15 protein-coding genes, 2 tRNA genes and 3 rRNA genes are annotated in these 25,718 nt (G+C 53.6%); 10 read left to right on the top strand and 10 right to left on the bottom strand.

Annotated features, from left to right (window positions below; genetic code table 11):
* Nucleotides 1-233: 233 nt before the first annotated feature.
* The 4 genes from polA to ACL2XQ_RS26380 all read right to left on the bottom strand — a co-directional run bounded on the left by polA (nucleotide 234) and on the right by ACL2XQ_RS26380 (nucleotide 5,414).
* Nucleotides 234-3,029: a DNA polymerase I gene (gene polA, locus ACL2XQ_RS26395; RefSeq protein WP_413729167.1), complete on the bottom strand. Its 2,796-nt coding sequence runs from the start codon at nucleotides 3,027-3,029 to the stop codon at nucleotides 234-236.
* Nucleotides 3,030-3,486: 457 nt separating this feature from the next.
* Nucleotides 3,487-4,113, bottom strand: coding sequence for a thiol:disulfide interchange protein DsbA (dsbA, locus tag ACL2XQ_RS26390; protein WP_410012827.1), 627 nt, complete (start codon nucleotides 4,111-4,113; stop codon nucleotides 3,487-3,489).
* 19 nt (nucleotides 4,114-4,132) lie between these two features.
* Complete coding sequence (locus ACL2XQ_RS26385) at nucleotides 4,133-5,119, bottom strand: serine/threonine protein kinase (RefSeq protein WP_410016669.1); 987 nt, start codon at nucleotides 5,117-5,119, stop codon at nucleotides 4,133-4,135.
* 25 nt (nucleotides 5,120-5,144) lie between these two features.
* Nucleotides 5,145-5,414, bottom strand: a complete 270-nt coding sequence (locus tag ACL2XQ_RS26380; protein WP_410016670.1) for a YihD family protein — start codon at nucleotides 5,412-5,414, stop codon at nucleotides 5,145-5,147.
* A gap of 145 nt (nucleotides 5,415-5,559) precedes the next feature.
* Between ACL2XQ_RS26380 and mobA the strand changes: the two genes are divergently transcribed.
* From mobA to ACL2XQ_RS26365, 3 genes are all read left to right on the top strand, one after another.
* Nucleotides 5,560-6,135, top strand: coding sequence for a molybdenum cofactor guanylyltransferase MobA (mobA, locus tag ACL2XQ_RS26375; RefSeq protein WP_413740557.1), 576 nt, complete (start codon nucleotides 5,560-5,562; stop codon nucleotides 6,133-6,135).
* A 10-nt stretch (nucleotides 6,136-6,145) separates the two neighbouring features.
* Nucleotides 6,146-6,679, top strand: coding sequence for a molybdopterin-guanine dinucleotide biosynthesis protein MobB (gene mobB, locus ACL2XQ_RS26370; protein WP_413729168.1), 534 nt, complete (start codon nucleotides 6,146-6,148; stop codon nucleotides 6,677-6,679).
* A 515-nt stretch (nucleotides 6,680-7,194) separates the two neighbouring features.
* On the top strand, nucleotides 7,195-9,255 hold the full coding sequence (locus ACL2XQ_RS26365) for an inverse autotransporter beta domain-containing protein (protein ID WP_413739868.1): 2,061 nt from the start codon (nucleotides 7,195-7,197) through the stop codon (nucleotides 9,253-9,255).
* Nucleotides 9,256-9,878: 623 nt separating this feature from the next.
* Here the strand turns inward: ACL2XQ_RS26365 and rrf are convergent.
* The 5 genes from rrf to ACL2XQ_RS26340 form a co-directional block, all read right to left on the bottom strand.
* A 5S ribosomal RNA gene (gene rrf / locus ACL2XQ_RS26360) occupies nucleotides 9,879-9,994 on the bottom strand.
* A gap of 126 nt (nucleotides 9,995-10,120) precedes the next feature.
* Nucleotides 10,121-13,034, bottom strand: a 23S ribosomal RNA gene (locus ACL2XQ_RS26355).
* Nucleotides 13,035-13,424: 390 nt separating this feature from the next.
* Nucleotides 13,425-13,500, bottom strand: a tRNA-Ala gene (locus ACL2XQ_RS26350).
* A 190-nt stretch (nucleotides 13,501-13,690) separates the two neighbouring features.
* Nucleotides 13,691-13,767, bottom strand: a tRNA-Ile gene (locus ACL2XQ_RS26345).
* Nucleotides 13,768-13,839: 72 nt separating this feature from the next.
* Nucleotides 13,840-15,382, bottom strand: a 16S ribosomal RNA gene (locus ACL2XQ_RS26340).
* The 16S, 23S and 5S rRNA genes sit together here with 2 tRNA genes alongside, the layout of an rRNA operon.
* A 467-nt stretch (nucleotides 15,383-15,849) precedes the next feature.
* Here ACL2XQ_RS26340 and ACL2XQ_RS26335 point away from each other — a divergent pair.
* Entirely contained in the window at nucleotides 15,850-16,539 is a 690-nt protein-coding gene (locus ACL2XQ_RS26335; protein ID WP_410012830.1) for a FadR/GntR family transcriptional regulator, read from the top strand.
* Nucleotides 16,540-16,630: 91 nt separating this feature from the next.
* On the opposite strand, the gene kup is transcribed toward ACL2XQ_RS26335, so the two are convergent.
* Nucleotides 16,631-18,499 (bottom strand): low affinity potassium transporter Kup, encoded by a 1,869-nt coding sequence (kup, locus tag ACL2XQ_RS26330; RefSeq protein WP_410012831.1) that lies wholly within the window; start codon nucleotides 18,497-18,499, stop codon nucleotides 16,631-16,633.
* Between the two features lie 240 nt (nucleotides 18,500-18,739).
* Here kup and ravA point away from each other — a divergent pair, with 240 nt between their 5' ends.
* From ravA to rsmG, 6 genes are all read left to right on the top strand, one after another.
* Nucleotides 18,740-20,239, top strand: coding sequence for an ATPase RavA (gene ravA, locus ACL2XQ_RS26325; RefSeq protein WP_410012832.1), 1,500 nt, complete (start codon nucleotides 18,740-18,742; stop codon nucleotides 20,237-20,239).
* 6 nt (nucleotides 20,240-20,245) lie between these two features.
* On the top strand, nucleotides 20,246-21,715 hold the full coding sequence (gene viaA / locus ACL2XQ_RS26320) for an ATPase RavA stimulator ViaA (RefSeq protein WP_410012833.1): 1,470 nt from the start codon (nucleotides 20,246-20,248) through the stop codon (nucleotides 21,713-21,715).
* A gap of 43 nt (nucleotides 21,716-21,758) precedes the next feature.
* Nucleotides 21,759-22,220: a transcriptional regulator AsnC gene (gene asnC / locus ACL2XQ_RS26315; protein ID WP_410012834.1), complete on the top strand. Its 462-nt coding sequence runs from the start codon at nucleotides 21,759-21,761 to the stop codon at nucleotides 22,218-22,220.
* Nucleotides 22,221-22,309: 89 nt separating this feature from the next.
* The gene (mioC, locus tag ACL2XQ_RS26310) at nucleotides 22,310-22,768 is read left to right on the top strand and encodes an FMN-binding protein MioC (RefSeq protein WP_413721764.1); all 459 of its coding nucleotides are present in this window, start codon (nucleotides 22,310-22,312) and stop codon (nucleotides 22,766-22,768) included.
* A 374-nt stretch (nucleotides 22,769-23,142) separates the two neighbouring features.
* Entirely contained in the window at nucleotides 23,143-25,032 is a 1,890-nt protein-coding gene (mnmG, locus tag ACL2XQ_RS26305) for a tRNA uridine-5-carboxymethylaminomethyl(34) synthesis enzyme MnmG (protein WP_413739867.1), read from the top strand.
* Between the two features lie 42 nt (nucleotides 25,033-25,074).
* The gene (gene rsmG / locus ACL2XQ_RS26300) at nucleotides 25,075-25,695 is read left to right on the top strand and encodes a 16S rRNA (guanine(527)-N(7))-methyltransferase RsmG (protein WP_410016672.1); all 621 of its coding nucleotides are present in this window, start codon (nucleotides 25,075-25,077) and stop codon (nucleotides 25,693-25,695) included.
* Nucleotides 25,696-25,718 lie beyond the last annotated feature (23 nt).

The raw sequence follows: 25,718 nt of genomic DNA, 5'->3' as shown, positions 1-25,718 counted from the left end.
AATGACTGGGGCGGCTAATATTTAGCCAAATCCGATTACGTGAAGTAAAAGGTCTGAAAGATAGAACATCTTACCTCTGTACCCTACATCTGTAACTTTACATCAAATTATCGCTGTGCAAAAGAATTTTTTGTAGTTTAATTTCACTTTTTTGGTGTTCCCAGCGCCATAATCCCAGCCCAAATCACCTTTTTATGTAGCTTAATTACGAAAAATGCTTAGTGTATCGCCACTTAGTGCGCTTGATCCCAATTTTCCCCCATACCCACATCGACCCGCAACGGCACATCCAGGGCGAAACAGCCTTCCATCAGGGATTTGATGCGCGGCGTGGCCGACTCCACGGCGTCACGCCGCACCTCGAACACCAGTTCATCGTGGACCTGCATAATCATGCGCACCTCCGGCCGGTCTTTTTGCAGCCAGGCGTCAATGGCGATCATCGCGCGTTTGATGATATCGGCGGCGGTGCCCTGCATGGGGGCGTTTATCGCCGCGCGCTCGGCGGCTTTTTTGCGCGTCCCGTTACGGGAATGGATATCGGGCAGATACAGCCGGCGGCCGTCGAGGGTGGAAACATAGCCCTGTTCCTCTGCCTGCCTGCGGGTACGCTCCATATATTCCAGCACGCCCGGATACCGCTCGAAGTAAAGGTTCATATAACGCTGCGCCTCCGCGCGGCCAACCGAAAGCTGGCGCGCCAGACCAAACGCGCTCATGCCGTAAATCAGGCCGAAGTTAATCGCCTTGGCGCTGCGGCGCTGCTCATTAGACACCTTCTCAAGCGCCAGGCCGAAGACTTCGGCGGCGGTGGCCCGATGTATATCCTTGCCCTCGGCGAAGGCCTTGAGCAGGCCCTGGTCGCGCGAGAGATGCGCCATGATGCGCAGTTCGATTTGCGAATAGTCCGCCGCCACGATAACGGCATCTTTCGGCGCGATAAATGCCTGCCTGATCCGCCGTCCTTCCTCATTGCGCACCGGGATATTTTGCAGGTTCGGATCGGTTGAGGACAGCCGGCCGGTGGCGGTAACCGCCTGCTGATAAGACGTATGCACGCGTTTTGAGTGCGGGTTAATCATCAGCGGCAATTTATCGGTATAGGTCGATTTCAGCTTGGCCAGGCCGCGATATTCGAGGAGAAGCTTCGGCAGCGGGTAATCCAGCGCCAGCTCCGCCAGCACCTCCTCGTTGGTCGACGGCGCGCCGCCCGGCGTTTTTTTCAAGATCGGCAGTTTCTGCTTATCATATAAAATCGCCTGCAACTGCTTGGTGGAGGAGAGATTAAAGGCTTCCCCCGCCAGTTCATGCGCCTCGGTTTCCAGCTCGCCCAACCGTTTCGTCAACTCAACCGAATGTGCAGCCAGGATCTTCTCGTCGATCAATACCCCGGTACGCTCAATGCGCGACAGCACCGGCACCAGCGGCATTTCGATTTCCTCGAAGACCTTTTTCAGGCCGTCCTCGCGCTCAATCTGCGGCCAGAGTTTTTCATGCAGCCGCAGCGTCACGTCCACATCCTCAGCGGCATAGGGGCCCGCCTGCTCCAGAGCGATTTGATTGAAGGTCAGCTGGTTTTTGCCTTTGCCGGCAATGTCTTCAAAGGTCACCGTGGTGTGTTTCAGGAAACGATCGGCCATGCTATCCATATCATGACGGCCCGACACGCTGTTAAGCACATAGGATTCAAGCATGGTGTCAAAGGCGATGCCGGCCAGTTCGATATCATAACGTTGCAACACGCCGCGATCGAATTTCAGGTTCTGGCCGATTTTGCGAATGGCCGGGTCTTCAAGCACCGGTTTCAGCAGCCTGAGCACGTCGTCGCGATTTAGCTGGTCCGGCGCGTCGAGATAATCGTGGCCCACCGGCAAATAAGCGGCGTCGCCGGGGACAATGGCGAAAGAAAGCCCGATCAGGTTGGCGCTCAGGGTATCCAGACTGTCGGTTTCGGTATCGAAGGTGAACTGCCCCGCCTGTTTTATCCGCTCTATCCAGCTGTTGAGGTCCGCCAGCGCGTAGATGACCTGGTAACCCTCCTGGGAAAGCTGCACCGCCTCCTCAACATCCTCATCGGCCGGGGCCGGCGGGGCATTAAACGGAGTGCGCGCGACGGGGGCCGAGCTGATGCGGCCTTGCAGCCATTTGCCCGCTTCCAAATCCGCCAGCCAGCGTTTGAATTCGTATTTCTTGAACAGCAGCAGCAATGCCGCCGCGTCGGGTTCGGTCACGATGAGCTTATCGAAAGGCAAATCAAGCGGCACATCGGTCTTAATCGTCGCCAATTGATAAGATAAATACGCCAGCTCTTTATTTTGTTCCAGCTTTGGCGCCAACGTCTTGGCGCCGCGAAATGGCAACCCGCCCACGCTTGCCAGGTCGCTGTAAATATTATCCAGGCTACCCAGTCCCTGCAGCAGCGCCTGGGCGGTTTTCTCGCCTACGCCCGGCACACCCGGAATGTTATCCGAACTGTCGCCCATTAACGCCAGGTAATCAATGATCAGTTCCGGTGGAACACCGAATTTTTCCCGCACTTCCTCCGGCCCGAGAATGGTGTTGGACATGGTATTGATAAGCGTAATCGTCGGCGATACCAGCTGCGCCATATCTTTATCGCCGGTGCTGATCAGAACTTCGCGGCCGGTACGCGCCGCCTCGAGCGCCAGCGTGCCAATCACATCGTCCGCCTCGACGCCGGATACCGCCAGCAAGGGTAATCCCATCGCCTTGACCATGCTGTGCAGCGGCTCGATTTGGCTGCGCAAATCATCCGGCATCGAGGGGCGGTGAGCTTTGTAGTGTTCGAACAATTCGTCGCGAAAAGTTTTACCCTTGGCGTCGAACACCACCGCCACATGACTGGGCTTATACTGCGTGAGCAGGCTTTTCAGCATATTCAACACGCCGTACATGGCGCCGGTCGGTTCTCCCGCGCTATTGGTTAACGGCGGAAAGGCGTGGTAGGCACGATAGAGATAGGAGGAACCATCAACCAGGATTAACGGATTGTCTGCAATATGAGCCATAGCGTAATTCGATCTTTTTAGTCAGCCATCATAGGGGGTAGCATGCCACAGCTGGCCGCCTGAGACGAATGTTTGCGTAGCAAAAGGACGATAAAAAAACTGGCGATTGGACTTGATCCGCGCGATCGTGCTGTGGATAACTTTGTGAGTAAAAAAAACCGCTAATATGTTTATATCTTTAATAACGTTGAGATTTACAAAAAAACCTTTCTTTATCAGCGCGTTATGGTTATTTTTTCACTAATCCCATATTTATCAGTAGCATTTCGCGTTTGTGGATATAACCCGCCGCTTAAAGTCCTGCATAAAATGATAAGCGCTTTTGGCTAAAAAAGGATATACACAAATCCTCCAGACCGACAGGCGCAACGCGGGAAATAACTTAGTGAGGCAGGTTAATCAATTGCATAAAAAACGCCGGACATGGCCGGCGTTTTGAAGTAATACATTAAAGTATTTAATTCTGCGTTAGCAGGAATTTTACCACGTCGGCAAATTGTTTGACGTAGACATCCTTTGACGACATATCCAGACCATCGTTCTTAACCATATATTTGCCATTCACGAACATGGCTGGAACACCGCGTAATTGCAAATCGGACGCGGCTTTTTCCTGCTGGACTACCAGGGATTTGACCACAAAGCTATTCCAGGCGCCGTCATATTCCTCGCCGCTCACACCGGCCTGGATAAAGACATTACGCAGATCGGCGGGTGTTTGCACCGTCTGAGTTTTTTGAATACCGTCAAACAACAGCGGACTGACTTTGTCCTCCACGCCCAATGCCATGGCAACGGCCCAGGCCTGGGTAACCTGCTTGCCCATATCGCCGCCCAGGAAATCCACATGATATTTGATCATTTTGGTTCCTGCGGGCAAAGCCTGTTTTACGGTACTGGAAACATGGAAGTTTTGTTCAAATTCATAGCAGTGCGGGCAATAAAACGAGAAAAATTCCAATACCTGCGGCTCACCGGTCGCTGGCTTATCAAGTTGGATATATTGCTGCCCTTCGGTAAATTGCGCGGCCGAAACGCTAAACGCCAACGCGAGCCCCATAAGCGCCAACCAAATCTTCTTCATTAAGTTATTCTCCAAATGTTTAATACGTAGGCATAAGCTGTAAAGGTGGTTCATGCAATAGCTTCACCTGCTCTGTAAAGATGAGTGTTTGCTGTGACCAGAACTCAGCTTCCACCATCCAGGGGAAACTATAGGGAAATGCGGGATCGCCCCACCGCCGACTAATCCAGGCCAGGTAATAGATCATCCGCATCGCGCGTAATGGTTCTATCAACGCCAATTCGCGCGGATTAAAATCCATGAATTCACTATAAGCCTCAAGCAAAAGCGACAGCTGATATTGCTGTTCGATACGATCGCCATTAAGCAGCATCCAAAGATCCTGAACCGCGGGTCCGTTTCTGGCATCATCCAGGTCAACAAACATCGGACCGTCCCGCCACATAATATTACCCGCATGCAGATCGCCATGCAGACGCAGCGGACGCCATTGCGTCGTCCAACATAACTTAACTTCGGCTATTAGGGTGTCAACGGATTGTAAAAAAGCGGTTTTTTGTTTGCCCGCGATAAGTGTGCTGCGTTCAAATTCACGCCTTGGCTCATACAGATACTCATCCAGGCCGATAGTCGGACGGGTAGTGAAGCATTTATCGCCGTTATTGCGATGGATACGTCCGATAAAACGCCCCACCCATTCAAGCTGTTCGTCATTATCCTGTTCAAATTGCCTGCCGCCGACGCTTGGAAATACGGCAAAATGAAAGCCTTCATGCTGCAAAAGCGTGGATCCATTGATAAGCATCGGCGGCACCACCGGGATTTCCGCCTCGTTCAATCCCAATGAAAGCTCATGTTCCTCAAGGATCTGCTCAACCGACCAGCGCTCAGGTCGATAAAATTTCACAACGTAGCGTTTTCTGTCTTCATCCAGGAATTGGTAAACGCGGTTTTCGTAGCTATTGAGGGCGGTAAGCCCAGAATCTATGCGTAAACCGACGTTTTCCAGGGCATCCATTATAAGCTCCGGCATCAACGTCTTGAAATTAAATGCGGTTATATTCATAAAACGCTCATTTCGTCGCCCTTGCCTAGTCTTTAATGATGCCGCGCGCCCGCAGAATCGCGGTTTTGAAATCCTCTTCATAATCCTTTTGCAGACCCGGGATAGCTTGCGTTTTGTCGGCACCGCGCATTTTTAAGTGATAAATTAACGTATCATCCGACAAAGCGGTTAAATCACCGTCATAACCGGCCTCTTGCGCCAATTTATGCAGGAATTGCAGCAAATTCAAATCCGGCTCTTTTTGCCATGCCGGATGCAGCAGTTCGATAAGCTCATTAAGGCGGTGATATTTCATAACGCAATCCCTCTCTATAGGTCCCAGTGTTAATGTATCAAGATCCACCAGGCAGGATAAACATGATTGTTCTGTAACATGTGAAACATTGTATCTTAATATGTGAGCCTGCCTATCAATGATTAGGCTTTGGAGGAGAGTTATTATAAAAGCGGACATCACAGGCGTAATCCTGGCCGGCGGCCAAGCAACACGTATGGCCGGCAAAGACAAAGGGTTGGTTATGGTCAATCATATCCCCCTTTATCGCTATGTCCTGGACGGCCTGGCGCCCCAGGTCGGTACCGTGCTGCTTAACGCCAACCGCAATATCGCTCTCTACCGGCAAAGCGGGTTGCGGGTTGTGAGCGATAGCATGCCCGGTTATCCCGGACCGCTTGCCGGCATGCTGGCGGGGTTACAAGCAGCGCCGACCCAATGGGTGGTGTTCGCCCCTTGCGATGTGCCGGTTTTCCCGGGGGATTTAGTGCAACGGTTATGGGATGGTAAGCGGGAAGCTCTTGCCGCCTTTGCCAGCGCAGGAGGGCGGGAACATCCGGCTTTTGCGCTGCTCCACCGGGTATTGATTTCTCAGCTGGAGGCCTTCCTGGCGCAGGGAGAACGCAAGGTAATGTTGTTTTTTAACCGCATCGCCGCCGAAAGAGTGATATTCCCGGTGAAAAACCCGAATTTCCATAATCTCAATACCCCCCTTGACGTGCAGAACTGGGTAAAAACCTAAGGACTATTTTATGTCGCATGCCGTTCCCCCTTTGTTGGCGTTTACCGCCTTCAGCGGCACTGGAAAGACCACCTTGCTGACCCAGCTCATTCCCCGGCTTAACCAGGCCGGCATACGCGTGGGCATCATCAAGCACACCCATCATAACGTGGATGTCGATACACCCGGGAAAGACAGCTATGAACTGCGTAAGGCAGGCGCGAGGCAAACCATGGTGGCAAGCGAGGCGCGCTGGGCGTTGATGACCGAAACGCCGGACCTGGCGATGCCGACATTACTCTGGCTGGCCGGTCAAATGGACAGCGGGCTTATCGATGTGATCCTGGTCGAAGGGTTCAAAGACGAGCCGGTGCCTAAAATCGCCCTGTTTCGCCAGGATACCGGCAAAGAGTGGCGGCCATTGATTGACGGCCATGTCATTGCCGTGGCCTGCGACGTGCAGATTGACGTCAACCTGCCGCTGCTGGATATCAACCAACCCGATGCTATCGCGATTTTTATCGCCAACTGGCTGCGTGTACAGCAGCAGTCCGGCGTAGGTTGATGGGGCGGCGCCGGCGCGAACGGCTAGCCCGGACGCAGACGGAAGTGGCATTAAAATCCCTCTTGAATAACTTTTGAAAGGGGATTGGATTTTCATCACTTCCCTAAAAAAGATATTTCTTCAAATAGGTTATCAACTGTTTATATAGATTAACTTACTATCACCAGGTCAAGACGAGAATTACCGTCGTTTCATTCAGATAAATTGTATTTTAAAAAATTCCAAAATAGCTTTATAACAGGCTATTGAGGGATCAATTTATTTTTATTTATTATACTGGTCCCGGCATGCCGATGGGGGGTCTTTCCTTGATCGTGCCTGTTTTGCTGCTAAGCGGCCCGGAAAGGAGCGAGCCTGTGTTTTAACCATAGATTAAATAATCATTAAACATGCAGTGAAGCCTGCCAGAGAAAACTGATTATTCATTCTCTTTTGATTTATAACTTCCTGCATATAAATATAATCATGTGGCAGTATTGGCAACTGCTTGAAATATTTACTTTACGGCATTATATATGATTTATACAAAATGGCACGTTACCGTTATTAGTATAGCGGCCTTGTTGGCCGGCTGTTTTTCAACTGACAAAAAAAAGGAACTTAAAAAAACCAGCACCCATAAAGGCGAAGATATTACCATCAGGGAAAAATTACCCCAACCCAATTTTAACGACCATACATTACATGAATCTTTACTATCAATCCCTTCGCTCAATGAAAATGCCCTTTCCTCCAAGGACAACACGACAGCCCCGCGCGTTAAACACGGAACGCCGTCTGGCACCTCGGCAGTCAATTTGCCAATAAAACACAATTTATTGACTGGCGCCTCATTTGATTTCCTGGTGCCCTTGACAAACAGGGACGAGCGGATGCTCTTCAGCCAGCTCGGTATAAGACGGCATAATGCCAAAAGTATCATCAATATTGGTGTGGGGCAGCGTCATTTTTTCGAGAGCTGGATGCTGGGATATAACGCCTTTTACGACGCGCAAATCTCAGGCAATCATCATCAACGGGCAGGTATCGGATTTGAAGTCTGGGGAGATAATATTAAGCTTGCGGCTAACGGCTATTATCGCCTGTCGGATTGGAAAACGTCTTCATTACTCACAGGTACCAAGGAACGCGCCGCGAATGGTTTTGATCTTGTAGCGGAGACGTTTTTACCGGCATACCCCCAGGTGGGCGCCAAAGTAAAATATGAGCGCTATTTCGGCGCTGAGGTCGTAACCCTCAGCCGCAATGAACGGTATCGAAACCCCTCGGCGCTTACCGCGGGCTTGACCTATTCTCCGGTACCGCTGATTACATTTGGCGCGGATCATGCGCGTTGGAATAATGGCAAAACAGAGGGTAAAGCCAATCTTTCATTAAATTATCATTTTAATGTACCTTTAGCAAAACAGCTGGATCCGCATTATACGCCGCTGCGGCGCAGCCTGGCCGGCAGCCGATTGGATGTTGTGGCGCGTAATAATAATATTGTGCTTGAGTATCAGCGCAGGGAACAAATTCATTTCCAGCTACCCACGGAGCTGAGCGGGGTTGAAGGCGAACGGAAACACATTAATTTTAGGGTCTCGTCTAAACATGATATTAGCCGTATTGAATGGGACGACAGCGCGCTGAAGCCTGCAGGGGGTCAAGTCGTTACCCTCAACAATAATGCTTACCAGGTACAATTTCCGGACTTCAGCAGCCATGGTACCAACCAGTATGTCGTCTCAGCCGTTGCGTATGATAAGCGGGGAAATGCGTCAAATCGCAGTGAGATGACCATAAACACCGAGCCCTACCCGTGGCGTCAGCTTAACGAACAAAATACCGCAGATGAGAGCAAGATGGTTATATCAACGCAGGATAATATAAATCAACCTGAGATTATCCAGCCTATAAATAATCCGGGCGGAAATGAAAAAAAGGATATGAAGTCAGTGTCTTCACAGACAGATGATGATGGCATCCCCGATGACACTAGCGATATTAATAGTGATATGAGCGACAGAGGAAAAAAGAATTCTAAGTCAGTGTCTTCACAGACAGAAGATAATGGAATCGCCACTGACACTAGCGGTACCAATGGTTCGCCGCCACCGCCGCCGCCGCCACCACCGCCGCCTTTCAATAGTGAATCCAAGGAAAGGCGAATTCTCAAAAAAAGCTCTGGGCAACAACCACCGCACCGGCCGGAGATAACATTGGATGTTATTCAGAAAGCGCGGGAGGGGTTAAGAAAAGTATCGGGGCAGCCCAGTAATTTCTCGAATGAACATCATGACCAATTTGGGCGGCAACCGTCTGAGCATGATTTACTTTCTAATATTAAAGCCTCAGTGCCCCAGGTGCTTAAAAAGGATATTCCATCAAATGAGTCAAAAGATCCTTCTCACTCCGCAAAAAAACTTAATAAAAGTCTTATTGAAACACTTGCTCGCCGTCGAGGACATGTAATTGGTGATAAAAATGAAGATATTGATGATAAACATAATGGTGATGAAGTTAGTACTGAGGTTATTTCCGCGACGCAGGTGGACGCTAATAAACCAATATTTGTTCAACCGATAATAGTATAAAATACGTCAGGCCAGCCAGATGCTATTTTATTACCAATGGGTACCCTTTTGCCCTGCTGGCTTGCCTGTTTTATCGCTATGAAAAAGCCCTCTGTTTGCACAGAGGGCTTCGTCAATGGGATGCCTGGCAGTTGATGCCTGACTGCGCCAGGCACCCTGCGGGCCGTCGCCTGCGGCGGCGTTCAACAGGCTCCGCCTGTTGTCCTGCTCTCTGACTCGAGTAGCGAACTGCCAGGGTTACGCACATGAAAAAGCCCTCTGTTTTCTTTGAGGGCTTCGTCAATGGGATGCCTGGCAGTGGATGCCTGACTGCGTCAGGCACCCTGCGGGCCGTCGCCTGCGGCTCCGTTCCACCGGCGTTGCCGGTGGTCCTACTCTCTTACTCGAGTAGCGAACCGCCAGGGTTACGGACATGAAAAAGCCCTCTGTTCTCACAGAGGGCTTCGTCAATTGGATGCCTGGCAGTTGATGTCCGCCTGCGGCGGCCACCCTGCGGGCCGTCGCCTGCGGCTCCGTTCCACCGGCGTTGCCGGTGGTCCTACTCTCTTACTCGAGTAGCGAACCGCCAGGGTTACGGACATGAAAAAGCCCTCTGTTTGCACAGAGGGCTTCGTCAATTGGATGCCTGGCAGTTCCCTACTCTCGCATGGGGAGACCCCACACTACCATCGGCGCTACGGCGTTTCACTGCTGAGTTCGGCATGGGGTCAGGTGGGACCACCGCGCTAGTGCCGCCAGGCAAATTCGTTTACCAACCGCCATCCTGCTTCTGATGACCATCGGCCTTTATCCGGAACTTCGCTGAAAATTCTCTCGCCACCCCTCGGGGCAACGCTCTCTTCGCGTCAAACACTTTAGGTGTTGTAAGGTTAAGCCTCACGGGTCATTAGTATCGGTTAGCTCAACGCATCGCTGCGCTTACACACCCGACCTATCAACGTCATCGTCTTTAACGTCCCTTCAGGTGGCTTAAAGCCACAGGGAAGACTCATCTCGAGGCAAGTTTCCCGCTTAGATGCTTTCAGCGGTTATCTCTTCCGCACGTAGCTACCGGGCAATGCCATTGGCATGACAACCCGAACACCAGTGGTGCGTCCACTCCGGTCCTCTCGTACTAGGAGCAGCCCCTCTCAATCTTCCAACGCCCACGGCAGATAGGGACCGAACTGTCTCACGACGTTCTAAACCCAGCTCGCGTACCACTTTAAATGGCGAACAGCCATACCCTTGGGACCTACTTCAGCCCCAGGATGTGATGAGCCGACATCGAGGTGCCAAACACCGCCGTCGATATGAACTCTTGGGCGGTATCAGCCTGTTATCCCCGGAGTACCTTTTATCCGTTGAGCGATGGCCCTTCCATTCAGAACCACCGGATCACTAAGACCTGCTTTCGCACCTGCTCGAGCCGTCACTCTCGCAGTCAAGCTAGCTTATGCCTTTGCACTAACCTCACGATGTCCGACCGTGATTAGCTAACCTTCGTGCTCCTCCGTTACTCTTTAGGAGGAGACCGCCCCAGTCAAACTACCCACCAGACACTGTCCTCGACCCAGATTATGGGCCGGAGTTAGAACATCAAACATTAAAGGGTGGTATTTCAAGGTTGGCTCCATGCAGACTGGCGTCCACACTTCAAAGCCTCCCACCTATCCTACACATCAAGGCTCAATGTTCAGTGTCAAGCTATAGTAAAGGTTCACGGGGTCTTTCCGTCTTGCCGCGGGTACACTGCATCTTCACAGCGAGTTCAATTTCACTGAGTCTCGGGTGGAGACAGCCTGGCCATCATTACGCCATTCGTGCAGGTCGGAACTTACCCGACAAGGAATTTCGCTACCTTAGGACCGTTATAGTTACGGCCGCCGTTTACCGGGGCTTCGATCAAGAGCTTCTCCTTGCGGATAACCCCATCAATTAACCTTCCGGCACCGGGCAGGCGTCACACCGTATACGTCCACTTTCGTGTTTGCACAGTGCTGTGTTTTTAATAAACAGTTGCAGCCAGCTGGTATCTGCGACTGGCTTCAGCTCGGGGAGCAAGTCCCTCCACCTAATGCCAGCGTGCCTTCTCCCGAAGTTACGGCACCATTTTGCCTAGTTCCTTCACCCGAGTTCTCTCAAGCGCCTTGGTATTCTCTACCTGACCACCTGTGTCGGTTTGGGGTACGATTCGATGTGACCTGGAGCTTAGAGGCTTTTCCTGGAAGCGTAGCATCAATTCCTTCACCACCGTAGTGGCTCGTTATCACGCCTCAGTGTTGAATGAAAAAGCGGATTTACCTGCTCTTTCCACCTTCACGCTTAAACCGGGACAACCGTCGCCCGGCGAACCTAGCTTTCTCCGTCCCCCCTTCGCAGTCACACCCAGTACAGGAATATTAACCTGTTTCCCATCGACTACGCCTTTCGGCCTCGCCTTAGGGGTCGACTCACCCTGCCCCGATTAACGTTGGACAGGAACCCTTGGTCTTCCGGCGAGCGGGCTTTTCACCCGCTTTATCGTTACTTATGTCAGCATTCGCACTTCTGATACCTCCAGCAGCCCTCACAGGCCACCTTCGCAGGCTTACAGAACGCTCCCCTACCCAACAATACCCGAAGGTATCGCTGCCGCAGCTTCGGTGCATGGTTTAGCCCCGTTACATCTTCCGCGCAGGCCGACTCGACCAGTGAGCTATTACGCTTTCTTTAAATGATGGCTGCTTCTAAGCCAACATCCTGGCTGTCTATGCCTTCCCACATCGTTTCCCACTTAACCATGACTTTGGGACCTTAGCTGGCGGTCTGGGTTGTTTCCCTCTTCACGACGGACGTTAGCACCCGCCGTGTGTCTCCCGTGGTAACATTCTTCGGTATTCGCAGTTTGCATCGGGTTGGTAATCCGGGGTGGACCCCTAGCCGAAACAGTGCTCTACCCCCGAAGATGAATTCACGAGGCGCTACCTAAATAGCTTTCGGGGAGAACCAGCTATCTCCCGGTTTGATTGGCCTTTCACCCCCAGCCACAAGTCATCCGCTAATTTTTCAACATTAGTCGGTTCGGTCCTCCAGTTAGTGTTACCCAACCTTCAACCTGCCCATGGCTAGATCACCGGGTTTCGGGTCTATACCCTGCAACTTAACGCCCAGTTAAGACTCGGTTTCCCTACGGCTCCCCTATTCGGTTAACCTTGCTACAGAATATAAGTCGCTGACCCATTATACAAAAGGTACGCAGTCACCCTGATAAATCAAGGCTCCCACTGCTTGTACGTACACGGTTTCAGGTTCTATTTCACTCCCCTCGCCGGGGTTCTTTTCGCCTTTCCCTCACGGTACTGGTTCACTATCGGTCAGTCAGGAGTATTTAGCCTTGGAGGATGGTCCCCCCATCTTCAGACAGGATATCACGTGTCCCGCCCTACTCATCGAGCTCACAGCACTTGCACCTTCGGATACGGGGCTATCACCCTGTGTTGCCGGACTTTCCAGACCGTTCTCCTGATACAAATGCTGATGGTGACTCTGGGCTGTTCCCCGTTCGCTCGCCGCTACTAGGGGAATCTCGGTTGATTTCTTTTCCTCGGGGTACTGAGATGTTTCAGTTCCCCCGGTTCGCCTCAATACGCTATGGATTCACGTAATGATAGTGCAACGAATTGCACTGGGTTTCCCCATTCGGACATCGCCGGCTGATAGCGCTTCATATCAGCTCACCGGCGCATTTCGCGGATTAGCACGTCCTTCATCGCCTCTGACTGCCTAGGCATCCACCGTGTACGCTTATTCACTTAACCTCACAACCCTAAAGTGTCTGTGTTGCGACTGGCTGCACACTGCCAGGGCATCGTTGCGCGGTGCTCGCCATGCTCATGGACATTGAGTCCACTCCGCTGGCTGCGCGCCGTGCGCCTTGCCCTGACACTGTTCGCACAGTCTCACCCTGGTGAGAGTAAACCCTCGCCTGGGCTACAGAGATTGCCATCGACACGGCAATCATTAGGTTTGCTTGCTTTGAGAGAATCGCATACTGATTTTGCTCAGCATGTTTTTTTCAAATTTTCAGCTTGTTCCGGATTGTTAAAGAGCATGTATTTCGCAGCATACTGATACGCGGTTGCGTAACAATGTGCTCTGAAATAAATAAGAAAAACCAGACAATCTTACCACCCATCCCCGTCAGGAAATGGTGGAGCTAAGCGGGATCGAACCGCTGACCCCCTGCGTGCAAAGCAGGTGCTCTCCCAGCTGAGCTATAGCCCCAAGTCGTTTAACCTTTTAACATCAACCAGACTCTTTCCCGCACTGAAATTGCTGTGCATCAATTAAGCTACAAAGCAATGGTATTTAGAAAGGAGAACAACTTGATAGCCCATTCGTTTCCAGGCAAGGCGTGGGGTCACGAAGTTTATTGAAATAAACGAGTGGCGCCGCAACGCAGCATGGGAAGGAATGGTAGGCCTGAGTGGACTCGAACCACCGACCTCACCCTTATCAGGGGTGCGCTCTAACCACCTGAGCTACAAGCCTATAGAAGGTTTTTCTTGCTCGTTACAGTTATCAGACAATCTGTGTGGACACTTCACATTACGTATCTTTCGGTAAGGAGGTGATCCAACCGCAGGTTCCCCTACGGTTACCTTGTTACGACTTCACCCCAGTCATGAATCACAAAGTGGTAAGCGCCCTCCCGAAGGTTAAGCTACCTACTTCTTTTGCAACCCACTCCCATGGTGTGACGGGCGGTGTGTACAAGGCCCGGGAACGTATTCACCGTGGCATTCTGATCCACGATTACTAGCGATTCCGACTTCATGGAGTCGAGTTGCAGACTCCAATCCGGACTACGACGCACTTTGTGAGGTCCGCTTACTCTCGCGAGTTCGCTTCTCTTTGTATGCGCCATTGTAGCACGTGTGTAGCCCTACTCGTAAGGGCCATGATGACTTGACGTCATCCCCACCTTCCTCCGGTTTGTCACCGGCAGTCTCCTTTGAGTTCCCGACATTACTCGCTGGCAACAAAGGATAAGGGTTGCGCTCGTTGCGGGACTTAACCCAACATTTCACAACACGAGCTGACGACAGCCATGCAGCACCTGTCTCAGAGTTCCCGAAGGCACGTTCGCATCTCTGCAAACTTCTCTGGATGTCAAGAGTAGGTAAGGTTCTTCGCGTTGCATCGAATTAAACCACATGCTCCACCGCTTGTGCGGGCCCCCGTCAATTCATTTGAGTTTTAACCTTGCGGCCGTACTCCCCAGGCGGTCGATTTAACGCGTTAGCTCCGAAAGCCACGGCTCAAGGCCACAACCTTCAAATCGACATCGTTTACAGCGTGGACTACCAGGGTATCTAATCCTGTTTGCTCCCCACGCTTTCGTACCTGAGCGTCAGTCTTCGTCCAGGGGGCCGCCTTCGCCACCGGTATTCCTCCAGATCTCTACGCATTTCACCGCTACACCTGGAATTCTACCCCCCTCTACGAGACTCTAGCCTGCCAGTTTCAAATGCAGTTCCCGGGTTAAGCCCGGGGATTTCACATCTGACTTAACAGACCGCCTGCGTACGCTTTACGCCCAGTAATTCCGATTAACGCTCGCACCCTCCGTATTACCGCGGCTGCTGGCACGGAGTTAGCCGGTGCTTCTTCTGCGGGTAACGTCAATCAACAAGGTTATTAACCTTATCGCCTTCCTCCCCGCTGAAAGTGCTTTACAACCCGAAGGCCTTCTTCACACACGCGGCATGGCTGCATCAGGCTTGCGCCCATTGTGCAATATTCCCCACTGCTGCCTCCCGTAGGAGTCTGGACCGTGTCTCAGTTCCAGTGTGGCTGGTCATCCTCTCAGACCAGCTAGGGATCGTCGCCTAGGTGAGCCATTACCTCACCTACTAGCTAATCCCATCTGGGTTCATCCGATGGCGTGAGGCCCGAAGGTCCCCCACTTTGGTCTTGCGACGTTATGCGGTATTAGCTACCGTTTCCAGTAGTTATCCCCCACCATCAGGCAGATCCCCAGACATTACTCACCCGTCCGCCGCTCGCCGGCAAAGTAGCAAGCTACTTCCCGCTGCCGCTCGACTTGCATGTGTTAGGCCTGCCGCCAGCGTTCAATCTGAGCCATGATCAAACTCTTCAATTAAAAGCTTGATGCTCAAAGATTGTCATACTGTTAATCTTATGAATTAACTGTTTGTTCACTCTTCAAGACTTGGTATTTTGTGTTTCGATACGGTCTTGTGAGTGCCCACACAGATTGTCTGATAAATTGTTAAAGAGCATGGCCAGCGTGCATCAATCTCACCTGGCGCGGGTTGCGTATATTACGTTTTCCCGCTGAAGAGTCAAGCTTTTATTTGCCCGTACCGGGCGCTTTTCCCTTCCCGACCCGGCATCGCGTTAGCGTTTGTTCCCGGTCAGTGGAGGCGCATTATAGGGACTTTCCCCAGCCTGACAAGGGTTAATTGGTAAAAATAAGCCAATCGGTTTATTTTTCAGCAAATCTTGGATAAATTCAGGGATCGGGACTGCATTTACGACATTTACCCCGCCATATGCCCGTGCGCAGGCATAATATAGAGTCAATTAAAACACATGGGACGGGACGCGATGCATTTGACACCGCAACAACAAGCCGCACAACGAAACCTTTCCTATATTCTGGCCGAGAAGCTGGGACAACGCATCCTGGCGGGAGAATATGCCGCCGGCGACATTTTGCCGGGTGAAATTGAGCTGGGCGATCTGTTTGGCGTCAGCCGTACCGCGGTCAGGGAGGCGGTGAAAATATTGGCGGCAAAAGGCATGCTCTTGCCCCGGCCGCGTATCGGCACGCGCGTCTTACCGCGCCACCAGTGGAATTTTCTGGATCAGGAATTACTAGGGTGGTGGGTCACCCGCGAGAATTTTGACGGCGTGATGGATCACTTCCTGGTCATGCGCACCAGCCTTGAGCCGCAGGCCTGCGCGCTGGCGGCGGTGAATGCCACCGATGAGGAAAAAAACAGGCTGGTGATGCTGATGGAGGAGATGCAGTTGCTGCATGCGCATTTTGACCGTGAACGCTGGATACACGTCGATGCCCAGTTCCACCGGCATATCTATGAAATCAGCGGCAATCCATTCCTTTCATCTTTTGCCAATCTGTTCAGTTCCATCTATCAGAACTATTTTCGCGCCATCGTCAGCGATGAAAACGTGAAGGCCGACCCGCACCAGGCTATCGTGGATGCCATTCTGGCCGGCGATTCGCGGGAGGCGATGGCGGCCTGCCAGCGGCTGCTGGCAGGAAACGATTAGTCAGCGGCGCAAGACGGCAAGCGGCCCCCGCGCCACCGTTAACAAACGGCCTGCCGGGCTGGCTCGCCTGGAGTACAGATCAGCCGGCGACTTAGATTTCCACCTGGGTGCCCAGCTCGATAACCCGGTTAGGTGGAATCAGGTATTGATCGGGCGCACGCAGGGCGTTGCGGCTTAAGGCGATGAACAGCTTGCCCCTCACCAGCAGATACCAGGGGCGTTTACCCAGGATCAGCGATTCGTGGGACATAAAGAAAGAGGTCTCCATCATCCGGCACGACAGCCCTTCCAGGCCGCAGCGATGGAAAATTTCCTCCATATCCGGCGTTTCTTTAAAGCCGTAGCTCGCAACCACCCGCCAGAAGGTCGGCGAAAGCTGCTCGATGGTGACGCGCCGCACATTGTGTACAAATGGCGCGTCTTCGGTGCGCAGCGTCAACAGCACCACGCGTTCGTGCAGCACCTTGTTGTGCTTGAGATTGTGCAGTAGCGCAAAAGGAATGACGTTCATCGCCCGCGACATAAATACCGCCGTGCCCGCTACCCTGACCGGCGGCGATTTTTCCAGCGAGGCGATCAGCGCCTCCAGGGAATTGCCGTGCTCATGCATCCTGCGCAACAGCCGGAAGCGTTCGCTCTTCCAGGTGGTCATGACGATAAACATCAGGAAACCCAGCAGCAGAGGCAGCCAGCCGCCGGAGAAAATCTTCAGGGCGTTGGCGGCGAACATGGGAATATCCATGCCCAGCAGCAATATCAGCAATACCAACACCAGCAAACGGTTCCAATGCCAGTTTTTTATGGCGACGGTGCAGGACAGGATGCTGGTCAGCACCATGGTGCCGGTAACCGCGATACCGTACGCCGCCGCCAGATTGCTGGAATGCTCGAAGCTCATGATCACCAGCACCACGGCAACATACAGCAGCCAGTTAATAAAGGGGATATAGATCTGGCCGGATTCCATCTCGGAAGTATGGACGATGCGCATCGGCGGCAGGTAACCCAGGCGCACCGCCTGTCGGGTGAGGGAAAAGACGCCGGATATCACCGCCTGGGAGGCAATCACCGTGGCGAGGGTGGCCAATATCAATAAGGGAATCAGCGCCCAGTCCGGCGCCAGCAAAAAGAAAGGGTTCTTGATGGCGGCGGGGTATTTCAGCAATAACGCGCCCTGGCCGAAATAGTTTAATACCAGCGAGGGCAGAACCGCGCTGAACCAGGCGATACGGATCGGCAGCTTGCCGAAATGGCCCATATCGGCATACAGCGCTTCCACGCCGGTAATCGACAACACCACCGCGCCAAGGGCAAAAAACGAAATGGTTTTATATTGAATAAAAAAGCTTACCGCCCATTTGGGATTGAGGGCGTACAGCACTTCGGGATTGTCCATGATGCCGCGCGCGCCCAACACCGCCAGGGCCAGAAACCACACCACCATGACCGGCGCGAACAATTTGCCTATGCCGCCGGTGCCTTTTTTCTGGATAAGGAACAGCAGCGTCAGGACAGCTACGGATAAGGGGACGATATAGGCATCAAGCGACGGCGCGGCGATTTGCAGCCCTTCAATGGCCGACAACACCGAGATGGCCGGCGTAATCACAACCTCGCCGTAAAAGAAACTGCCGCCGATAAGCCCCATGATAACCAGCACCGAGGTCATGCGCGCCGACGTATTCCTGCCGGCCAGCGACATCAGGGTTAAAATACCGCCTTCCCCGGCGTTATCCGCCCGCATGACGAAAGACAGGTATTTGAAGGAAACAATAAGGATCAGCAGCCAGAAGATGAGCGACAGGAAACCAAGCACCGCGCCCCGTTCAACGCCGAAACCATAGTGCCCTGCTAGGCATTCTCTGAGGGTATATAGAGGACTTGTGCCGATATCTCCATAAACCACGCCGATAGCGGCCAATGTTACCGCCGATAGGGATTGCTTATTCTCTCTACTCATAACCTCTTTCGCGCTGTAATGTATCCGTAGCGTTTGGTGGGCTTAATCCATAGCTCATCAAAAAGCGCACAGTATGCATGAAACTAGCAGAATACCTAATCTAATATCATCTTTCTTCGCATCGATATCAGCCCGTCGGGAAGAAATGACCCTGCCTCCCGCCTGTTTTCAGTCCTATCATTATAAAAAGCGGTAGTTTATTGTTGCGTCATCATAATTACTCGGGATCAGACATTTATTATGGCTCATTCATCCCCGCTGGTTGAGAGAATTTATCGCCTGAGCAGCGCGCTGGAAAGCGGGCTGTACGAACGGCAGCATACCGTGCGCCTGTGCCTGCTGGCGGCGTTATGCGGCGAAAGCGTGTTTTTATTGGGTCCGCCCGGCATCGCCAAAAGTCTTATTGCGCGCCGTCTTAAACTGGCGTTCAGCCATGCGCGGGCCTTTGATTATCTGATGACGCGCTTTTCCACACCGGAAGAAGTGTTCGGCCCCCTGTCCATCCAGGCCCTGAAAGAAGACGGGCGTTACCATCGCCTGACCAAAGGCTACCTGCCGGAGGCGGAAATTGTCTTTCTTGATGAAATATGGAAAGCCGGACCGGCCATTTTGAATACCCTGCTGACGGCCATTAACGAGCGGCGTTTTCGCAACGGCGATACCGAGCAGGTATTGCCGATGCGGCTGCTGATAACCGCGTCCAATGAACTCCCGGATAATGACAGCGGCCTGGAAGCCCTGTATGACCGTATGCTGATCCGTTTGTGGCTGCATAAGGTCAAAGAGAAAGCCAATTTCCACGCGTTGCTGATTCACACGGCTGATAGCGGGGAGCAGGCTTTACCCGACGGCCTGGGCGTTACCGATGAAGAGTATCTGGCATGGCAGCCGAAAATAGATCTCATCAGCCTGCCGGCGGAATGTTTTGAATTGATTTACCTGCTGCGCCAGCGCCTGGATGCCGTGACTCAGGCGCCTTATGTCTCCGACCGGCGGTGGAAAAAAGCGTTGCGCCTGCTGCGGGCAAGCGCGTTTTTCAGCGACCGGCAGGCCATCGCCCCGATAGACATCATCTTGTTAAAGGATTGCCTGTGGCACGATCCGGACAGTCTGCAACTGGTGGAACGCCAGGTTGAATTGTTGCTTATCGAGCAAGGCTATCAACAGCAAACCATGCTGTTGAAAATCCAGGATATACAGCGGGAAAGCCTGGCGCACCGTCGCCGGCAAAACCAACGGCAGGCCCTGGCGTTCGAGTCGCGCAAAGGATTGATAAATCGTAAACCGGTCTATTCCCTGCCCGCAGCGATAACCGACGGCACCCTGCGGCTGGTATTGCAAACACCGCTGGTATTGCATGACGTCAACGTGACCCATATCGCCGTCGAGCGTGAGGCGCTGCAACAGTGGCTGCTTAAAGATACGGTTTTAAAAGGGCGGCTCAATAATATCGGCTTTGCCCAGCCCCTGGAGGTACGCATCAACGCCGAGCGACAGCTGGAAATATTGGATATCAGCCGGCAAGCCTCGCTATTGGCGCTGGAGGAGCAACTCCCGCCGGCGGCACCGCCGCAAGCGCTGCAAGAGGCGTTGGCCTTGGTGGAGAGGCAGTATCGCCAGCAGCGCGCCCGGTTCAGCGAACAGCAAGCCTGTCTGTTCATCCCGCGCGATTGGGTGGCTAAAATAGAAGACAGCCTGCTGGAAGTGTCCCGCCAGCTCGCGCAAGCCGGACAAGGTTAACCCATCGTGCTGGCCTTGAGCACTCTGGATTTATTTTTATCCATCAACGAAGGCGAGCTGCTGGACGATTTTATCCTGACGCTGCTTGCCAGCCCGCAGTTAGCCGTGTTCATGGAAAAATACCCGCTGTTCAAAACCGTTTTGCTCAAGCGCATGCCGGTTATCCGGCAACGTTTGGCACGGGTATTGATGGAAACCCGGGTTTCATCCGAACTGGCCACGGAGTTTTACCACTTCCAACACTGCCAACTGCTATCGCCAGGCGAGTTCAGGGACGCGCTTGCCCCCACCCTGGAACTGCTGCAGCGGCTTTCCTCGCCTTTTTATCCGGAGGCCGCAAGCCTGGCCGCGGCGGCGACCTTTGCCCGGGCGCGCCCGCAGGAAAGCTTCCATCCCCTGTTTTTACAGCGCTGGCGCATCGACCTGACGCTGAGGGCGGTCACCCTGCACCATCAGTTGCTGGATACGGAACGCGAACTGCTGCTTGACGAGCTCGCGCAGCAGCTGGCGACCAGCGGCGCGCTGGCGCCCCTGATGGCGGAAAACGAAGCCGCGGCCGGACGTTTGTGGGACATGGCCGCCGCGCAAAGGCAGCAGCAGGATTACCGCCAGTTGGTCCATTACGGCGAGTTTTTACGCCGGCAACCGGAATTACGCCGGCTGGCCGAAAGCTTGGGACGCAGCCGGGAAGCCCACGCCGCCGCCGCACCCGAGGCGCCGCAGCAATGGATGCGGCTGCGGGTGCGCGAACCCATGGTACAACCCGAGGAAGTCGGCGGTATTCACCAAAGCGACGATCTGTTGCGGTTGCTGCCCACCGAGCTGGCAACACTGGGTATTGATGAATTGGAGTATGAATTCTACCGGCGGTTGCTGGAGAAACGCTTGCTGACCTATCGCCTGCAGGGCGAGGGCTGGCGGGAGCGGGTGGTAAAACAGTCGGCGCAGGGCGAGCAGCGGCAACCGCAGCCGCGGGGGCCGTTTATCGTCTGCGTCGATACGTCCGGTTCGATGGGCGGATTTAACGAGCAATGCGCAAAGGCGTTCTGCCTGGCGCTGATGCGTATTGCGCTGGCGGATAACCGGCGCTGCTATATTACGCTGTTCTCCACCGGCATGGTCAGCTATGAGCTTAGCGCCCTATCCGGGCTGGAACAGGCGATCCGTTTTCTCGGCCAGCGCTTTAGCGGCGGCACCGACTTAACCGCCTGCATCGCCGCCCTGGCCGATCGGCTGGATACGCCCGAGTGGCGGGACGCGGACGCGGTAGTGATCTCCGATTTTATCGCCCAGCGTTTGCCGGACAACCTGGCCGCCAGGATAAAACAGCAGCGGCAGCGGCAGCTTCAGCGGTTTCATGCCGTTGCGCTGTCGTCCCTGGGAAAACCGGGTATCCTGAAGATATTCGATCATATCTGGCGCTTCGATACCGGCCTGAAAAACCGTTTGCTACGACGCTGGCGCCGTCAGGACTGACCGCCGGCAGCAGGGGTCGCCTGTTGTCACCAAAGAGGAAATAATGCCGGAAAATTATCAGATAGATGCGCTCGATCGCGCCATTTTGCAGGCGCTGATGGCCAATGCCCGTACCGCCTATGCCGAGCTTGCCAAGCAATTAGCGGTCAGCGCCGGCACCATTCATGTGCGGGTGGAGAAAATGAAGCAGGCGGGTATTATTACCGGCGCCCGGGTAGACGTCAGCGCCAAGCACCTGGGTTATGACGTCTGCTGCTTTATCGGCATCATTCTCAAGAGCGCCAAGGACTACCCGTCGGCGCTGAAAAAACTCGATGCGCTGGAGGAAGTGGTGGAAGCCTATTACACCACGGGGCATTACAGCATTTTTATCAAAGTCATGTGCCGCTCCATCGATGCCTTGCAGGAAGTACTTATCAACAAGATCCAGACCATTGATGAAATCCAATCCACGGAAACGCTGATCTCGCTGCAAAACCCCATCAGCCGTACGATCGTCCCCTGACGGCAAATTGTTATACCCCTATTGTCCACAGGTAGATCCCAGGCGATACACAGCGTACAATATCGGCTCTTTGATCAGACGGAAAGAATATGGCCGATATAACGATCGTCAGTGGCAGCACCCTGGGCAGCGCCGAATACGTGGCGGAACACCTTGCCGGTATTCTTGAAAATCAGGGGTTTACCGCCACTGTGCTGCACGGTCCCGAATTGGAAGAGATGGCTCTGGAAGGCCTGTGGCTGATCGTATCCTCGACCCACGGCGCCGGGGATCTGCCGGATAATTTGCAGCCGCTGTTTGAACAACTGGAAACCGAGCAGCCGTCGCTGGCCAATGTTAGATATGGCGCGGTCGGCATCGGCAGCAGTGAATACGATACCTTTTGCGGGGCGATCGATGCTATCGATCGTCACATGATCGCGCGCGGCGCGGTGCGCATCGGCGAAATATTAAAGATCGATATCACGCAACATGAAATTCCCGAGGATCCGGCGGAAGAATGGGCGGAAAGCTGGATCGACTTAATAAAAACTAAAAAAGATCGCTGATTTTTTGTGTATAAGTATGCTTAAAACCCGCCTATAACCGGTACTTATCCACTGTATAACCCTTGTTCGTTTTTCAATCAGTGGATAAGTACCGATCTTGATCCCAGCTTATACCGTTTGGGATCACCGATCATTCACAGCAAACGATCGTCAGCAACGATCTGATATTGCGGCTGTTTAAAGGCTTATCCACAGAGGATCGCGATCATAGTAGTAGACATAATAAAGAGATCTTTAAATAAAAAGATCTTTCTTTAATTACCTGCGGATCCCCAGGGCTTGTATCACCCGCAAAGTTGAGTAGAATCCACTTTCCCAACCGCCCTTGACGATCGTTCGCCCCAGGCGATGGCCCCATGCGAGGAAGAGTTATCATGTTTTATCCCGATCAATTTGACGTCATCATCATCGGCGGCGGCCATGCCGGCACCGAAGCTGCCATGGCGGCGGCCAGGATGGGCCGCAAGACCCTGCTGTTGACGCATAATATTGATACGCTTGGACAAATGTCCTGTAATCCGGCAATCGGCGGGATAGGCAAAGGCCATTTGGTCAAGGAAATCGACGCCATGGGCGGCCTGATGGCCAAGGCGATCGACCTGGCGGGGATACAGTTTAGGATACTAAACGCCAGCAAAGGGCCGGCGGTGCGCGCCACCCGTGCCCAGGCGGATCGGCTGCTGTATCGCCTGGCGATCCGAACCGCATTGGAGAACCAGCCCAACCTGATGATCTTCCAGCAGGCGGTGGAAGATCTTATCGTCGAAAACGATCGCGTGGTCGGGGCGGTGACCCAGATGGGCCTGAAATTCAGGGCCAGGGCGGTGGTACTGACCGTCGGGACTTTCCTGGACGGCAAGATCCACATCGGCATGGATCATTACAGCGGTGGCCGGGCGGGCGATCCGCCGTCGATCTCATTGTCCAAACGCCTGCGTGAGCTGCCGTTCCGGGTAAAACGCCTGAAAACCGGCACCCCGCCGCGCCTGGACGCCAGAACCATCGACTTCGGCCAGTTGGCGACCCAGCAGGGCGATGTGCCGCTGCCGGTATTCTCGTTTATGGGCTCGGTTGAACAGCATCCGCGCCAGGTGCCTTGTTATATTACCTACACCAATGAGAACACCCATGAGGTGATCCGGCAGAACCTGGATCGCAGCCCGATGTACGCCGGCGTCATCGAAGGCGTGGGACCGCGCTATTGTCCTTCCATCGAAGACAAGGTCATGCGTTTTGCCGATCGCGACTCCCATCAGATTTTCCTTGAACCTGAAGGGCTGACCAGCAATGAGGTTTATCCCAACGGCATTTCCACCAGCCTGCCGTTTGATGTGCAGATGAAAATCGTGCATTCGATGAAAGGACTGGAAAACGCCGCCATCGTTCGGCCCGGCTATGCCATCGAGTATGATTTTTTTGATCCGCGCGATTTGAAGCAGACGCTTGAGAGCAAATACATTGCCGGATTATTCTTCGCCGGGCAGATCAACGGCACCACCGGCTACGAAGAAGCCGCCGCCCAGGGCATGCTGGCGGGCATCAACGCCGGCCGCCTGGCCAATGACCAGGAAGGGTGGTTCCCACGCCGCGATCAGGCCTATCTGGGCGTGCTGGTGGATGATCTTTGCACCCTGGGCACCAAGGAACCCTATCGTATGTTTACCTCGCGCGCTGAATACCGGCTGCTGCTGCGCGAGGATAACGCGGATTTACGCCTGACCGAAACCGGCCGGCAGCTGGGGCTGGTGGACGATGAGCGTTGGGCGCGCTTTAGCGAGAAACTGGACAGTATCGAGCGGGAGCGCCAGCGCCTGCGCGACGTCTGGGTTAATCCCCGCACCGCCGAGGTTGAACAGATCAACCTGCTGCTTAAGGCGCCTTTGTCACGCGAAGCCAGCGGCGAAGAACTACTCAGGCGTCCGGAGATGACTTACGGCGTCCTGACCGGGCTACCGATGTTTTCGCCCGCGCTTACCGATCCGCAGGCGGCGGAGCAGGTGGAAATCCAGATTAAATATGCGGGTTATATCACCCGTCAGCAGGAAGAGATCGACCGCCAGCTGCGTAATGAAAATACCCTGTTGCCGGCGGAGCTGGATTACCGGCAGGTATCAGGCTTGTCCAATGAAGCGATCGCCAAGCTTAACGATCACAAACCCAATTCCATTGGGCAGGCCTCACGCATTTCCGGCATCACCCCGGCGGCGATTTCCATTTTGCTGGTATGGCTGAAAAAGCAGGGCATGCTGCGCCGCAGCGCCTGAGATGACATGTCCGCCACCCCGCTTATTTTTAAGGATCCCGCCATGCTGGCCAAACTGGAAGTCTTACTCAACGCCGCCGGCATTGCGCTGCCCGATGGGCAAAAGCGGCAGCTGGTACGCTACGTTGAACTGCTGGATAAATGGAACAAGGCGTATAACCTGACGTCAGTGCGCGATCCAGCGCAAATGCTGATCCGCCATATCCTGGATAGCATCGTGGTCGATCCGCATCTGCGCGGCCGGCATTTTATCGATGTGGGCACCGGCGCCGGCTTGCCCGGCATTCCGCTGGCCATCGTCCGCCCCGATTCCCGCTTTACCCTGCTCGATAGCCTGGGCAAGCGCATTCGCTTCCTGCGCCAGGTGCAACACGAACTGCGGCTGGACAATATCGAACCGGTGCAGAGCCGGGTGGAGGACTATGCGCCGGTCACGGGTTTTGACGGCGTTATCAGCCGCGCCTTTGCTTCGGTGGGCGATATGCTGGCCTGGTGTCATCATTTGCCCGCCGTGCCGGCAGGCCGTTTTTATGCGCTGAAAGGGCAGGTGCCGGCGGAGGAATTGTCCGCGTTGCCGGAAAAATACGTGCTGGAATCAGTGATTACGCTGTCCGTGCCGCAATTGCAGGGCGAGCGGCATTTAGTGGTGATCGGGGTGCGTTAAATTTGTTTTTTATCAATAAAAGA

Origin of the sequence: Sodalis sp. RH14 (assembly GCF_047324285.1) — a bacterium.
Lineage (GTDB): Bacteria > Pseudomonadota > Gammaproteobacteria > Enterobacterales > Enterobacteriaceae > Acerihabitans.
This window is presented reverse-complemented; position numbering and strand designations above follow the sequence as displayed.

Bases quoted from the DNA above. Each gene is read 5' to 3' on its own strand.
- ACL2XQ_RS26365 (WP_413739868.1), top strand. From the start codon at position 7,195: ATGATTTATACAAAATGGCACGTTACCGTTATTAGTATAGCGGCCTTG.
- kup (WP_410012831.1), bottom strand. From the start codon at position 18,499: ATGAGTAGAGAGAATAAGCAATCCCTATCGGCGGTAACATTGGCCGCT.
- ACL2XQ_RS26335 (WP_410012830.1), top strand. From the start codon at position 15,850: ATGCATTTGACACCGCAACAACAAGCCGCACAACGAAACCTTTCCTAT.
- rsmG (WP_410016672.1), top strand. From the start codon at position 25,075: ATGCTGGCCAAACTGGAAGTCTTACTCAACGCCGCCGGCATTGCGCTG.
- mnmG (WP_413739867.1), top strand. From the start codon at position 23,143: ATGTTTTATCCCGATCAATTTGACGTCATCATCATCGGCGGCGGCCAT.
- ravA (WP_410012832.1), top strand. From the start codon at position 18,740: ATGGCTCATTCATCCCCGCTGGTTGAGAGAATTTATCGCCTGAGCAGC.
- mioC (WP_413721764.1), top strand. From the start codon at position 22,310: ATGGCCGATATAACGATCGTCAGTGGCAGCACCCTGGGCAGCGCCGAA.
- asnC (WP_410012834.1), top strand. From the start codon at position 21,759: ATGCCGGAAAATTATCAGATAGATGCGCTCGATCGCGCCATTTTGCAG.
- ACL2XQ_RS26380 (WP_410016670.1), bottom strand. From the start codon at position 5,414: ATGAAATATCACCGCCTTAATGAGCTTATCGAACTGCTGCATCCGGCA.
- dsbA (WP_410012827.1), bottom strand. From the start codon at position 4,113: ATGAAGAAGATTTGGTTGGCGCTTATGGGGCTCGCGTTGGCGTTTAGC.
- mobB (WP_413729168.1), top strand. From the start codon at position 6,146: ATGTCGCATGCCGTTCCCCCTTTGTTGGCGTTTACCGCCTTCAGCGGC.
- ACL2XQ_RS26385 (WP_410016669.1), bottom strand. From the start codon at position 5,119: ATGAATATAACCGCATTTAATTTCAAGACGTTGATGCCGGAGCTTATA.
- polA (WP_413729167.1), bottom strand. From the start codon at position 3,029: ATGGCTCATATTGCAGACAATCCGTTAATCCTGGTTGATGGTTCCTCC.